10 protein-coding genes and 2 pseudogenes are annotated in these 13,621 nt (G+C 44.8%); 6 read left to right on the top strand and 6 right to left on the bottom strand.

Features of this window, described 5'->3' with window-relative positions:
• Positions 1 to 31: 31 nt before the first annotated feature.
• Positions 32 to 733 carry a tetratricopeptide repeat protein gene (locus AC0IYG_RS26230; RefSeq protein WP_471714064.1) on the bottom strand — a complete coding sequence of 234 codons (702 nt, stop codon included), beginning with the start codon at positions 731 to 733 and terminating at the stop codon, positions 32 to 34.
• A gap of 282 nt (positions 734 to 1,015) precedes the next feature.
• Between AC0IYG_RS26230 and fsa the strand changes: the two are divergent.
• Both fsa and AC0IYG_RS26220 read left to right on the top strand, forming a co-directional pair.
• Positions 1,016 to 1,677 (top strand): annotated as a pseudogene (gene fsa, locus AC0IYG_RS26225) (fructose-6-phosphate aldolase).
• A 6-nt stretch (positions 1,678 to 1,683) separates the two neighbouring features.
• Positions 1,684 to 2,361, top strand: coding sequence for a cell division ATP-binding protein FtsE (locus AC0IYG_RS26220; RefSeq protein ID WP_471714063.1), 678 nt, complete (start codon positions 1,684 to 1,686; stop codon positions 2,359 to 2,361).
• Between the two features lie 71 nt (positions 2,362 to 2,432).
• Here the strand turns inward: AC0IYG_RS26220 and porX are convergent, their stop codons facing one another.
• Together porX and kdsB are read right to left on the bottom strand one after the other, a co-directional pair.
• Positions 2,433 to 4,001, bottom strand: coding sequence for a T9SS response regulator signal transducer PorX (porX, locus tag AC0IYG_RS26215; protein WP_471714062.1), 1,569 nt, complete (start codon positions 3,999 to 4,001; stop codon positions 2,433 to 2,435).
• A gap of 158 nt (positions 4,002 to 4,159) precedes the next feature.
• Positions 4,160 to 4,900, bottom strand: coding sequence for a 3-deoxy-manno-octulosonate cytidylyltransferase (gene kdsB, locus AC0IYG_RS26210; protein WP_471714061.1), 741 nt, complete (start codon positions 4,898 to 4,900; stop codon positions 4,160 to 4,162).
• Between the two features lie 54 nt (positions 4,901 to 4,954).
• Between kdsB and AC0IYG_RS26205 the strand changes: the two genes are divergently transcribed.
• Genes AC0IYG_RS26205 through AC0IYG_RS26190 form a run of 4 tightly spaced genes read left to right on the top strand, consistent with a single transcriptional unit; the run spans position 4,955 to position 7,810 of the window.
• Positions 4,955 to 5,743: a DUF4905 domain-containing protein gene (locus AC0IYG_RS26205; protein WP_471714060.1), complete on the top strand. Its 789-nt coding sequence runs from the start codon at positions 4,955 to 4,957 to the stop codon at positions 5,741 to 5,743.
• A 3-nt stretch (positions 5,744 to 5,746) separates the two neighbouring features.
• Complete coding sequence (locus AC0IYG_RS26200; protein ID WP_471714059.1) at positions 5,747 to 6,790, top strand: LysM peptidoglycan-binding domain-containing protein; 1,044 nt, start codon at positions 5,747 to 5,749, stop codon at positions 6,788 to 6,790.
• A gap of 17 nt (positions 6,791 to 6,807) precedes the next feature.
• The gene (locus AC0IYG_RS26195; RefSeq protein WP_471714058.1) at positions 6,808 to 7,020 is read left to right on the top strand and encodes a hypothetical protein; all 213 of its coding nucleotides are present in this window, start codon (positions 6,808 to 6,810) and stop codon (positions 7,018 to 7,020) included.
• Positions 7,007 to 7,810 (top strand): TIGR02757 family protein, encoded by an 804-nt coding sequence (locus AC0IYG_RS26190; RefSeq protein ID WP_471714057.1) that lies wholly within the window; start codon positions 7,007 to 7,009, stop codon positions 7,808 to 7,810. The genes AC0IYG_RS26195 and AC0IYG_RS26190 overlap by 14 nt, the downstream gene beginning before the upstream one ends.
• A 76-nt stretch (positions 7,811 to 7,886) precedes the next feature.
• Here AC0IYG_RS26190 and AC0IYG_RS26185 read toward each other — a convergent pair.
• The 3 genes and pseudogenes from AC0IYG_RS26185 to AC0IYG_RS26175 form a co-directional block, all read right to left on the bottom strand.
• A pseudogene (locus AC0IYG_RS26185) lies at positions 7,887 to 11,295 on the bottom strand (ThuA domain-containing protein).
• A 91-nt stretch (positions 11,296 to 11,386) separates the two neighbouring features.
• Entirely contained in the window at positions 11,387 to 12,439 is a 1,053-nt protein-coding gene (locus AC0IYG_RS26180) for a sugar phosphate isomerase/epimerase family protein (RefSeq protein WP_471714056.1), read from the bottom strand.
• A gap of 18 nt (positions 12,440 to 12,457) precedes the next feature.
• Positions 12,458 to 13,603 (bottom strand): Gfo/Idh/MocA family protein, encoded by a 1,146-nt coding sequence (locus AC0IYG_RS26175; RefSeq protein WP_471714055.1) that lies wholly within the window; start codon positions 13,601 to 13,603, stop codon positions 12,458 to 12,460.
• Between the last annotated feature and the right edge of the window lie 18 nt (positions 13,604 to 13,621).

The raw sequence follows: 13,621 nt of genomic DNA, 5'->3' as shown, positions 1-13,621 counted from the left end.
TTGTAATTGCTAACTACTGAAAACTATTTATTTACTGACAAAACTGGGCCATCGCATTCGCAGCATCAGAATAGCCAAGGTTCAGCGATTGCTTCAAATTAGAGCAGCCAAGGTCCTTTTCGCCATCATTCCATTGCGCAAGGCCGAGTCCGTAAAATGCTTTGCCATAACTTGCATCTAATTTTACAGTCTGCCGAAAAGCCAGCGTCGCTTTTTTGTAATCCTTATTCCGATAATAGGTGTTTCCAAGGTTATACCAGGCTTGCTTGTTGTTTTCGTCAAGCTTTCGTCGCTTTTCAAAATCCGCAATGGCGTCATTGCTTTTTTCCATTAAAACCAGCAACTGGCCCCGGTTAAGGAAGACATCCGCCGTGTCGGGCGCAAGGGTTGCGGCTTTGTTATAATCTGAAAATGCAGAGTCCAGCCGGTTTTCGTCTGTGTAAAGCAAAGCACGGTTGAAATATGGTCGGTCGGAATCAGGTTTTAGCTTGATCGCCTGTCCAAAATCCAGCGATGCGGTCGGGAATTCTTTCAATTCGTAATAAGCAACGCCGCGGAGGTTGAATGCTTCGGCATTAGCGTCGTCTTTTTCTATCGCTTTATTAATAAATTCAATGGCTTCACGCTGTTTCCCCTGTTGCATCAGTTCCTTGCCTTTTTTGAGAAAAGCGTCAGAAGATTGGGCACAAGAGGTGACTAAAAAGATAAAAATTAAAAAAAAATTACGCGGCATAACTGTTCATTTCTAATTGATTCGCACAAAAGTAAGCGCAAACCTTAAATGAATGTTTTCTTTTTGTCAATAAAATGTCTTTATCTTTGCACCTGGCAAATCGGAACTACCAGCTCCTTCCAGAATCCCCCAGGTCCTGACGGAAGCAAGGGTAGGTGGTCGATGCGGTGAGATTCTCGGTTTGCCTTTTTTTATGTCCTTCGGTTCTATTCTCCTCTTTCTTTTTGGTTTTGACCAGCGTTTCCTACTTTTGTGGAATATTCTAACCAATAAATTCCCGTTATGAAATTTTTTATTGATACTGCTAACCTGGCGGAGATTCAGGAAGCGCAGGCACTTGGTGTTTTGGACGGTGTTACTACCAACCCATCGTTAATGGCGAAAGAGGAATCACGGGCAGAGATAACATCATGCGCCATTACAAGGCAATTTGTGACATCGTTGACGGGGACGTGAGCGCAGAAGTTATATCGATCGATTTGGCTGGGATGATCCGTGAAGGAGAAGAACTGATTGAAATTGATGATAAAATTGTTGTTAAAATTCCAATGACAAAAGAAGGTGTGAAAGCACTGAAATACTTCTCTGGCAAAGGTGTTCGCACCAACTGTACACTGATTTTCTCTGCGGGACAGCACTTCTAGCTGCGAAAGCAGGCGCAACTTACGTTTCTCCTTTCATCGGACGTCTGGATGACATTTCAACAGACGGTATCGCATTGATCGAGCAGATTCTTTTGATTTACAGAAATTACGGTTTTGATACGCAGGTTTTGGCAGCATCAGTTCGCCACCCAATGCACATTATCCAATGTGCAGAAGTTGGTGCTGACGTGATGACTGGTCCATTGAGCGCAATGGAAGCGTTGTTGAAACACCCGCTTACGGATATCGGCCTTTGAGAAATTCCTTTCAGATTACAAAAAAGGAAATCCAAATACCTAATTTTTTATGACGGAGTCAACAGAGCCAATTATCATACTGGATCGCGCAGATATTTATCAGGGTGAGCGGCCTGTTTTAAACGATGTACATTTTGAAATAAAGAACGGCGAGTTCGTCTACATGATCGGACGGACTGGAAGTGGTAAAAGCTCTCTGCTGAAAACGCTTTACGCGGATTTGTGGCTGCATACGGGATCTGCCAAAGTGGCTGGTTACGAGCTGCACAACATTAAGAGAACGGATATTCCCTTCCTTCGCCGCAAAATCGGCATTGTTTTTCAGGACTTCCAGTTACTTTCTGACCGTTCTGTTGAGGATAACCTGTCTTTTGTATTAAAAGCGACGGGTTGGGATGATAAGGGTAAAATCTCGAAACGCATTGCTGAGGTTTTGATGCAAGTGGGACTTGGGACTGCCCAGAAAAGAATGCCGCACCAGCTTTCCGGCGGTGAGCAGCAGCGCGTGGTAATTGCCCGTGCTATGCTAAATGAGCCGCGGATACTGATCGCCGATGAACCCACGGGTAACTTGGATCCGGAAGTAGCGGAGCAGATTATGCAGGTTTTTAAAACGATCAACAATGCGGGTGTTGCAATTTTAATGGCGACTCACAACCATGAGTTCCTGCGCAAATTCCCGGCACACGTGCTGAAATGCGAAAACGGCAGTGTGATAGAAGGTTAATTCATTATAAGCATAAAAGGAAAAGCATCCAATCACCAGTTGGATGCTTTTCCTTTTATATCATTCAGTTTTTACTTCGCTTTCAGATCAATGATCGGAATAATCATTTCCTCTAACGAGACCCCTCCGTGCTGGAAAGTGTCACGATACAAGTTTACATATTGATTGTAATTGTTGGGATAAGCAAAGAAGTAATCCTCTTTTGTGAACACGTAAGATGTCGAAACGTGCGGCTTAGGAAGGAAAATGCGTTCCGGTTTGCGGCAAACCATCAGGTTTTTATCATCAAAACCTAAGTTTTTACCATGCTTGTAACGCAGGTTCGTGTTCGTTTCGCGGTAACCAATGATCTTAACTGGTTTTTGCACGCGGATCATGCCATGATCCGTAGTCAGGATCAATCTGCATTTTTTCTCAGCAACTTTTTTGATAAAATCCAGTAAAGGAGAATGCTGGAACCACGACCTCGTAATGGATCTGTAAGCAGCTTCATCAGGAGCAAGTTCTTTGATCATCTGAACATCTGTGCGCGCATGCGAAAGCATATCCACAAAGTTGTACACAACCACATTCAGCTGGTTATTCAGCATGTTGTTGAAGTTGTCGATCAATGCTTTTCCCTGATTGGCGTTCAGGATTTTGTGGTAAGAGCTCTTAACATTGTTAAGGTGGTTCATTTCCAGCTGTTTTTGAAGGAAATCGTGCTCATGGTTGTTCAAACCTTCTTCACCTTCCGGCGTGTTTTCATCACTAACCCACCATTGCGGATGCTTGCGCTCCATTTCGCTCGGCATAAGGCCTGAGAAAATAGCATTGCGCGCATAACCGGTCGTTGTCGGCAGAATGGAGTAGTAAGATGATTCTTCCTCGATGTTAAAATATTCCTGCAAGATCGGCTGGATCATTTTCCATTGATCATAACGGAAATTGTCAATCAGCAGGAAAAACAATGGCTCGTCAGACCCTTTAAGATGTGGGAAAACCTTCTGTTTCATCAACTGATGAGATAAAATAGGTTTATCCGAACGCGGATCATTCAGCCATTCTTCATATTCGTCCTCGATGAACTTGCAGAAATTGGCATTCGCCTCGCTTTTTTGCATGCTGAAAACTTCTGCCATGCCTTGATCTTCGGAGCTTTCCAGTTCCAATTCCCAATAAATCAGCTTTTTATAAATGTCAGCCCATTCCTCGTGACCAATGCGGTCCTGATATTGCATGGCCAGGTTTCTGAATTCCTGCTGGTAACTGAGCGTTGTTTTTTCGGTAACAAGCCTTTTGTTATCAAGGATCTTTTTAACGGAAAGTAATATTTGGTTGGGATTCAGCGGCTTAATAAGATAATCATCGATTTTAGAACCGATTGCATCTTCCATAATATGCTCTTCCTCACTCTTTGTAATCATCACAACAGGCAAATTCGGCTGTTGCTGTTTTATTTGTGCCAATGTTTCGAGGCCAGTCATACCCGGCATCATTTCGTCAAGAAACACAATATCGAACCTGTCATTTTCTATCCGATCCAAAGCATCTGCACCGCTGTTCACCGGCGTTACGCTGTAACCTTTGTTCGTTAGGAACATGATATGTGGTTTGAGAAGGTCTATTTCATCATCGGCCCAAAGAATGTTATATTGCATAGATATGGTTTTTCAATTAATAATAAGAAATCAATATAAGGGTAACGCCCTGGTTTCAATGGGTCGTATAAAAATACCCATTTTAACGTTTTTTAAGAGAATCAGATCTGAAAGCGTCTTGTCGTAAAAGTTACAAATAGTGTTCCAGATTGCCGTATTTAAAGCAAAAACTTTCTGCTTACCCGGATAAGATCTTCGGGTGTATCCACGCCGTGAGAGTCATCGGAAGTGATCACAGCCTTGATTGCATAGCCATTTTCCAGCCAGCGGAGCTGCTCCAGTGCTTCCGCTTTTTCCAATGCCGAAACAGGCAACTTTGTAATCTCCGCAAGCACATCGGCACGATATGCGTAGATGCCTATATGTTTGTAAAAAGTATGAGCACCAAGCCATTGGCCCGACTCCGGATTACGCAGATAAGGGATCGTCTGCCGGCTGAAATACATCACTTCATTCCGCTTGTTAAGCACTGCTTTGGGCACATTATGATTGAAAAGAATCTCGTCGCTGTCAATGATTTTCACCAGTGTCGCCAATTCCGTTTCGCCATTTAATGCTTCGGCAAGGTTATCAATAGGCTCGGGACTAATGAAAGGTTCGTCACCCTGAATGTTGATCACATATTCGTATACGCCACCCGTTTTGGTCAACGCTTCAAAGCAGCGATCGGTCCCGCTTTGATGGCTGCTGTCGGTCATAACGGCTTTGCCGCCAAATTCCTGAACGTGATCGTAGATTCTTTCGTCGTCCGTAGCAACAATAACCTGATCGAGTTGTGTAGCTTTGGATGCTTGTTCATAAACCCGCTGGATCATGCTTTTTCCGCCAATATCCACCAATGCTTTGGCAGGAAAACGGGTTGAAGCGTAGCGGGCAGGGATAATTCCTAATATTCGCACGAGGTTTGTTGGTATGGTCTTTGTTTAATTTGCCGTCAAAATAAAGCTAAAAAATTGCAAAAAGTCTTTTCACAACCGTTTTCCCAAAATATCTGGCGGATTTTACCCAATGAAAATCCGCACAGCAGCCTATGGGTCATCGAACTGCGGGACACAGATGCGAAAAAAGTGTCCTATGCCTTAGTCGATACAGCGAAACAGCAGCTTTTGTGGCAATGTGCACCCCAAGAGGCAGATTGGTGGAGTTCGCTGACGGCGTTTTCGTACGATCAGTTTTTTTTACATAATTACCTTTATCCTGAAATCCCTGAACCCACGGATCTGCTTGCTTACAATGCATCGGATGGCCAGCTTTTATGGGTTTTGCCCAATTATCTGATGGTTAAGCCGCTGACGAGCAAGCACATTGAAGTGGCGAGTAAGACAGGAGAACAGTTTATTTACAACGCCTGCGAGGCCCAGACAGGAAAATTGCTGCCTCTGGAAGAAAATGATGCGCAGGATTTTGAAAAAATAATTTTACAGGAACCGGTTCGTTACAGGAAAGACAGCATATACTTTGAAAAGCTTGCCACATTTGTCCAAAAAATGACGAATGGACACAGGGCGGTGAGCATTGATTATCTGGAGAAAAGGCCCTATATAATGTTTTCTTATTATATTTACGAGCAGGATAAATCAGTTCAATATCTCCTCATTGTGACAGATCAGAAGCAGCTCGTATTGCACGAACAACTGTCCGAAGAACGCGAAGGAATGGGCCGCTCAACGATGATGTTAAAAGCATCAACGCTGGTTTATCTAAAAAACAACAACGAATTTTCGAGTTTAACACTTTCATAATAAATGAAATACATTTTTTGCCTGACCTTTTTGGCAGGTTTGTTGACAGGGTTTAGTGAAGTCCGGGCTAACGGAAATTATGTTGTTGACTCCGTTGGAGCCGAAAGAGTGGGAGGGAAGGTTTTCGTCCTGCATAAAGTAAATCAGGGGCAAACAATGTTTGCAGTTGTGCGTCAATATGGCACAACCATTCAGGCCCTTAGGGAAGCCAACCCTGGCATGGCTGACCAGATCCAATCGGGCCAGACCATCCGGGTGCCTTACACCGCCAAGACGGGAAAGAAAGAATCCAAAAAAGAGGAAAAGAAAGAAGAGAAGAAAGAAGCTGCAAAAGCTGAGGAAAAGGAGACAAAACCAGCCGTGAGCGCACCTGTGGCAACTGTTCCTGCGCCGACTGCGCCAGCTCCATCCACCACGCCAACCCCAACGACAACTTCGGCCCCGACTGCAAGTGCCACCATTCCCGCTCCTGCAAATGGTCTTCATAAAGTAGAACCGGGTGAAACACTTTATCGCGTAGCCGTGAAATATGGCGTTTTAATGGCCGATTTAAGAAAATGGAATAATCTGGCTGATGATAATTTAAAAGACGGACAAGAGCTGATCGTTAGTGAAAAAGGAACAGAAAAGGCTGCCCCGGTTGCGACCGTTGCGCCGCCTGCTCCGAAAGTGACAACTACAACGGTTGTTAAAGATTCAGTTAAGGCGAAAGCCGTTGTTCCGGAAAAAGTGGTGAAGCCGGTGGAAGAAGTTGCGCCGCCAAAAGTGGTCCGCGGCAAGAAGAAATCAGAATCCGGATTGGCAGAGGTTATTGAGACGGACGAAAGCACGAGCAAATTTTTAGGATTGCACCGCACGGCTCCGGTCGGCGCATTGGTTGAGGTTTTGAATGAATATAATCAGGAAAAAATCATCGTGCGTATCATCGGCAGAATCCCCTATACGAGCATTAATGACGACATTGTAATTAAGTTATCTTCAAGGGCTTTCGAGAAAGTTTCGCCCAATAGCAAACGTTTCCGGGCCGTTGTCAGTTATCTTGAATAGCAATTCTACATCAACATATGAAGCATTCCCCGCAATTTCGTTCCAAAAGAGAAGAGGAGCGAGCCGCACTTAAAAATACAGCAGGATATAAAGTATGGAGCGTCATGTTCACATTGCTTTATCCATTCATTGCCATTTTTACATTCGTGTTTTCTGGCATAATCATGTTTTTTTCGGGTATTTCAAAGGTTTTGGCTTACCTGTTTGGAGGAAGCCATGCACGGCGCTGAGATAATCATTCCCACATTTTCACCATTTGTTACTGATTTATTGGAAGAAAAGGCCGAGCAATACAATCAGCCCGCTTTCATTCCATTTGATCCCATCTGCATTCCGCATTCATTTTCTGTAAAACAGGACATTGAGATTATGGGTTTCTGGGCTGCGGTGCTGGCTTGGGGGCAACGCAAAACGATCATTAACAAGTGCAACGAGCTGTCCGCAATGATGGATGGCGCTCCGTATGACTTCGTTCTGAATCACACAGACAGCGATTTAAAGCCATTTCTTCATTTCAAACATCGCACATTCAACGCGACGGATACGCTTTATTTCCTGCATTTTTTCCAGCAATATTACAGGCAGCACGATTCGTTGGAATTCGCATTTAGCAGTCATTTGCAAGAAGGCGAAGAAACGATTGAAAGTGCATTGATCGGCTTTCATAATCTTTTTCGGGATTCAGAGGATTTTCCCGCGCGAACTGCAAAACACATTGCGACGCCCATCAGAAAATCATCCTGTAAACGCCTGAACATGTTCTTGCGCTGGATGGTCAGAAAAGACGATAAGGGCGTCGATTTCGGCATTTGGAACAACATTAAACCTGCTCAGCTCGTCTGCCCTTGCGATGTTCACGTAGACCGCGTCGCCCGCTTGCTGGGGCTTATCAAACGCCCGCTCACCGACTGGCAAACTGCGAAGGAGCTCACTGCATCATTAAAGCAACTAAATCCTGATGATCCTGTAAAGTATGACTTTGCTTTGTTTGGACTGGGGATTGAGGGATTTGCGAAATAAGTCTGATCATTAGAAAACAAAAAAAATGCTGACTCCATTACAGAGTCAGCATTTTCATTCAGATCAAAATCAATGTTTACATCACCGCATTGTCAAATCGAATCCAATCCACTGTAAACAATGGCTTCGGACCAGCTGACGGGTTTTTGAAGACGAAGAAAACTTTGTGCATTTTGTTGTCTGCCGGCGCTTTAACCGGAACATTAACCGTTCCCGATTTGTCCACTTTTGCTTCTCCTATCTTCGTTCCGGCAACGCCATCGAGGCGGATCTCTAATGTTCCACCGGCGGTTCTGCCTTCTGCAACGCCTGCCGCCACTGACACATTGGATATGCCTGTAAGATCAATGTCATTGAAGGCCACAAAGCTTCCGTCTTTCAATCCAACGACCACTTCGCCGCCTTTGTCATTCTTGAAATTCATGGTGCTGGCTGTGGTGTCTCTGCTGTTGGCCATGATCGTTGCGGGACGCAAAGCAATGGTTTTAGAGCCCGTTAATGGTCCCATTGATGCATTTCCTTTGTCCGTATAGCTGGCTGTGAAAATGTATGAACCTTCTTTTTTCTTCGCCTCAGTCACATAAGTGCTTTTCAATGGTTTTTTATCAACCACTTTTTCCTGAGCCAGAGACAGAATGTATTTCACCATTTCCTCTGCTTCTTCCGGCTTATGCTGGGGGTGTGCTGCCATAGCCTGCTCGCCCCAAACACCGCCTCCTCCTCTTATCACCTTCTCTGCCAATGTTTTTACAGCATTACGCTCTTTCTCATAGCGTTTTGCCACTTCAATGTAAGCCGGTCCGATGGATTTTTTAGTGATCGAATGGCAAGCCTTGCAATCGCTCAGCTCAATCAGGCGCTTGCCTGTTTCAAAGCCTGTGTTAGCCACGTGACCTTGTGCCAATTGCGTTTTATCAAAACCTTCTAAATAGTTGATTGTCAATGTTACTTCGTCCTCCGGAATTTTCTTGTCGGCCAGACTTCCGTCTTCCTTATCTGCAACCGAAACTTCGTAATTAACCGGTTTGTCATTCCAATAGAATGTCTTATTGCCTTTGATCGCAACATCAACTTTCGGAACTGCATTACCCGCTTTAATCGTCACTTCGGATGTGTTTGTGTTTCCAGCGCTATCCGTAATTTTCAATGTTGCGACATATTCGCCGGGCTTTGTATAAGTAAAGCTTCGGGTTCGCAACAGTGCTTTTTGGCAGGCCTTTACCAAAATTCCATTCGTATTTAATGGCGTCACCGTCATAGTCTTTGGATCCTTTTGAAAGAAAATTAACTTTCAAAGGAATCGCTCCAACCGTGTTTGTCGCGGAAGCAATTGCAACCGGTGCGCGGTTTCCAGCATTGTAAGTGATGTGCGATAAGCTGGCTTCGTCATTTTGGGCAAACCAGTTCGGGCCGTATTCCAATGTGTAAAGCGAACCGTCGTTAGCAAACTGCATATCAATCGGATGGCTGAATTTTGCATTCGGCATGAAGCGCTCAATGTTCATCAGATCACCCTGCTCGTTCATCGTTACAATGTTAATGTAGTCGCGAATCCAGTCATAAGCGAAGAATTTGCCATTGTAATAGCTTGGGAATTTGCTTTTGCTATCTGGGAAATCAGCTGCGTAATAAACCGGTCCTGCCATTGCATTACGTCCGCCTTTGCCAACAATCGCCCCGAAATCAGGAGAATCAGCATAAGGATAATAAATAAATGCAGGTTGCGCAGGAGGCAGCTCTTGCAAACCTGTGTTATGCGGCGAGTTGTTGATTGGCTTAGCCGGATCAAATGGTTTGCCCGAAGTGCTATCCGCAAAATTGAACTCAACGTAAGGTTTGTTGTCAGCAATGAACAGGGGATAGCCGAAGTAACCCGCTTTTCTAGCCTGATTCACCTCGTCATAACCGCGAGGACCCCGTTTTGGATCGTCATTCGAAGCATCCGGGCCGACATCACCCCAATACAAATATCCCGTATGCTGGTCAATTGAAATCCGGTAAGGATTTCTGGTTCCCATTACATAGATTTCAGGACGTGCTTTCGGGTTACCAGCAGGGAAAAGGTTTCCTTCCGGAATGTCGTATAGATTGGTTCCGCCCGCCATATTAGCACGGCGATCGCCATATCTTGGCTTGATTCTCAACACTTTACCACGAAGCGAATTGGTGTTAGATGAGGAATGTCTGCCATCCCAGCCTTCACGTCCTGGACGCCCATCGATAGGGCCATAACCGTTTGATTGGAAAGGATTTACATCATCACCTGTTGATAAATACAAGTTTCCTTGCGCATCCCAAGCAATCGAGCCGCCTGTGTGGCAGCAATCGGTTCTTTTCACAGGAACAGTCAGCAAAACTTCTTCCGTTGAAAGCAGCAAGGTGTCTTTTACATCATCATATTTGAAACGAGACAAATGTTGTGCAGTGTCTTTTTCAGTCGAAGGCGGTGAATAGTAAAGGTAAACCAGCTTGTTGGTTTTGAAGTTTGGGTCAATGTTCAGACCCATTAAGCCGTATTCCTGTTTAATATAAACGGGAACATCAGCCACAACTTTGATCTTGCCAGTTTTTGGATTGTAGAGCTTCAATTTTCCTTTGCGCTCGCTTAAAAGCACGCGCTGATCGTCCAGCACAACCAGTTCAGTTGGTTCGTCCAGCTTTGTGGCTAGCACTTTCTTTGTAAAGCGGTTTTCTTCAGGACGTGATTTGCTGTAATCCAGTTTGGCAGCCATTACATAATTCAGACCACCGGTTAAATGTTTTACAAAAACAGGATTGACAAATGTCGCATCCTCGTGACCGAAATTGGTGTAAAATGCCTTTCCGCCATCATATTCGTGATACCAGGACATTGGGTGGTCATCACCCATTTTGCCGTCTTTGTAAGATTTTTCATCAATCTTAACCAGCACATTCACCTTCGGATTGAAGTTTTTGAAGTCATAAAACTCATCCTTAATCTTCCATTTTTTTGGAAAATCAGTCATGGATTCATGCTTGTCATTGACCATGTAAGCCTCGCCTTCCTGCACGTTCGGGTTGCCCGGATGGCTCATGAACTGCGCACCTGCGAGCTTGTTATACCAGGGCCAGTCATATTCTGTGTCGGTGGAAGCGTGAATGCCCAGATAGCCGCCGCCAGCCTGAATGTAACGCTCAAATGCGTCCTGCTGCTTGTCGTCCAGCACATTGCCTGTGGTGTTCAGGAACACAACGGCGCTGTATTTCTGCAAATTCTTCTCATTGAAAACGGACGAATTCTCCGTTGTGTCGACGGCAAAGCCTTTTTCCTTGCCTAGCTTAATAAGTGCGGTCCGCCCAGCCGGGATTGATGAATGCCGGAAGCCTGCGGTTTTTGAAAACACCAGCACGCGTTTCTCAGGCGTGACGGTTTGTGCGGTTGCATTTACACAAAAACAGGCCATTGCCACTATGCCAAGCTTCCGCAGCTGTTTCGGTAAAATTCGATTTAAAAAATTACTCATTCTTAGAGTCATATTGGGGTTAACTGATATAGCAAAAAAACCTATCTTCCATAAGGAAAATAGGTTTTCAATATACTTGTTACTTCGACAATTAAAGTCCTAACACCTTGCGGTTGAAGGCCTCATCTGCGCCTGTTCCGGCGAAGTCGTCAAATGCTTTTGTAGTTACTTCAATAATGTGGCTTTCAATGAATGGCGCACCTTCGGCTGCTCCTTGAACAGGAGATTTGATGCAGCATTCCCATTCCAAAACAGCCCAGCTATCATAGTCATACTGAGACAATTTTGAGAAAATGCTGTTGAAATCAACCTGACCATCGCCTAGTGAGCGGAAACGTCCTGCACGATCAGCCCAGCTCGCAAAACCGCTGTAAACGCCTTGCTTACCAGTAGGATTGAATTCAGCGTCTTTTACGTGGAATGCTTTGATGCGGTCGTGGTAAAGGTCGATGAATTGCAGATAATCCAGTTGCTGCAAAACAAAGTGACTTGGATCATAATTAATGTTCGCACGCGTGTGGCCGTCCAGATAATCAACGAACATTTCGAATGTTGAACCATCGAACAAATCCTCGCCCGGGTGCAGCTCGTAACAAACGTCCACGCCGTTCTCGTCATACACATCCAAAATCGGCTTCCATCTTGCCGCCAACTCTTTAAATGCAGTTTCAACCAAACCAGCAGGGCGTTGCGGCCACGGATAAAGGAATGGCCAGGCCAATGCGCCTGAGAATGTTGCACTTGCTTTGAGTCCAAGATTAGCGCTGGCTTTGGCAACATATTTCAAATGCTGCGTCGCCCATTCTGCGCGTGCTTTCGGGTTATTGCGGACTTCCGGAACGGCAAAGCCATCATACATTTCATCATAAACCGGATGCGAAGCAACCAATTGTCCTATAATGTGAGACGCTAGTTCTGTAATTTCCAGTCCCTTGTCTGCTAATTTTCCTTTCAGTTCATCTGCATAAGTCTGTGATTCAGCAGCCTGTTTCACATCAATAACCCGCGGATCCCAGGTAGGAAGCTGCAAACCCTTATAGCCCAAACCAGCCATATAGTCCGCAATAGAATCCAATGTATTAAACGGAGCCTCGTCGCCCAAAAACTGAGCAAGGAAGATTCCAGGTCCTTTTATTGTTTTCATAATGTTAATGAGTCAAAATTAAATAGTTACCCAGGCCTGAGCTTTATTGCTTTCCAAAATCTTTTCACAGATCAAAAGCTCGCGGTAGCCGTCGGCGAAGGTTGGGAATGTTGGGTTTTCTGGTTGTTTTCCGGCGGCGATGGCGGCGTACACTTCTTTGAACATTTGTTTTGAAGTGTCGGGGAAGCCTTCGTTGTGTCCGCCTGGGAATGTGATTGTTGAGCGCACATCTTCGTTCACCAATGACGGGTCGCGCATCAGGATTTCATTGGCTTTATCACGGTTACCGATCCACATTTCATTCGGCGATTCTGAACACCAGCTGAAAGTTTTCTTGGAGCCAGAAATTTCCAAACTCATGCGGTTTTTACGACCGGCAGAAACCTGTGAAACGGTGATAACACCCTTATTACCATTGTCAAAACGAAGCAAAACGTTGGCATGATCTTCGGTTGTAATGGGGACGTCTGCGTAATCCTCCGGCTGCAACATTTTGCCAGAATAGGTTTCCACAGCTTTGAGCGGCTTTTTACGTGTTTTATGAACCGTGTTGAAATCAGCCATAACAGCAACCGTTTTCAATCCGGTAATGTATTCCAGAATGTCCATTAAGTGTGAACCGATGTCGGCAATGGCACGGGAATCGCCGGATTTGTCTGGTTCAAGGCGCCAGTTGTAATCTGTTTGGTAAAACAACCAGTCTTGCAGATATGAACCGATGAAAGAATAAATCTCACCCAATTCACCTTTTTCACGCATAGACTTCATCTGGCGCGCCAAAGGATAGTAACGCAAATTAAAGTGAACCGCATTAACCAGGCCGGTTTCAGCTGCAAGCTTCACCAGTTCTTCTGCTTCGTGCAAATCTTTGGCAAGTGGTTTTTCGCAAATCACATGTTTCCCGGCAAGCAATGCGGCTTTTGACTGGGAATAATGCAGAAAGTTAGGTGTGCAAATGTGAATCGCCTGGATATCATCTTGTTTAAGCAACTCATCAAATGTATAGGAACGCGAAATTCCAAGTCCATCAGCTTTCTCTTTGGCGAGTTCGGCGGTTACTTCGCAAAGTGCAGCAACTTCTACATTTGGAAGACGTCTCAATGCTTCAATATGCGCGGGGCCAATGAAGCCGGTTCCGACAACGCCAACTTTAATTTTGTTCATAAAACGGGTATTGAATGA

The sequence above is a fragment of the Dyadobacter sp. AC419 genome (assembly GCF_979253085.1).
The sequence above is the reverse complement of the archived record's forward strand: the minus strand, read 5'-3'. Positions and strand labels throughout refer to the sequence as shown.

Coding starts and splice junctions, on each gene's coding strand:
- AC0IYG_RS26195 (WP_471714058.1), top strand. CDS start 6,808: ATGAAGCATTCCCCGCAATTTCGTTCCAAAAGAGAAGAGGAGCGAGCC.
- AC0IYG_RS26180 (WP_471714056.1), bottom strand. CDS start 12,439: ATGAAAACAATAAAAGGACCTGGAATCTTCCTTGCTCAGTTTTTGGGC.
- AC0IYG_RS26200 (WP_471714059.1), top strand. CDS start 5,747: ATGAAATACATTTTTTGCCTGACCTTTTTGGCAGGTTTGTTGACAGGG.
- AC0IYG_RS26230 (WP_471714064.1), bottom strand. CDS start 733: ATGCCGCGTAATTTTTTTTTAATTTTTATCTTTTTAGTCACCTCTTGT.
- AC0IYG_RS26190 (WP_471714057.1), top strand. CDS start 7,007: ATGCACGGCGCTGAGATAATCATTCCCACATTTTCACCATTTGTTACT.
- AC0IYG_RS26220 (WP_471714063.1), top strand. CDS start 1,684: ATGACGGAGTCAACAGAGCCAATTATCATACTGGATCGCGCAGATATT.
- AC0IYG_RS26175 (WP_471714055.1), bottom strand. CDS start 13,603: ATGAACAAAATTAAAGTTGGCGTTGTCGGAACCGGCTTCATTGGCCCC.
- porX (WP_471714062.1), bottom strand. CDS start 4,001: ATGCAATATAACATTCTTTGGGCCGATGATGAAATAGACCTTCTCAAA.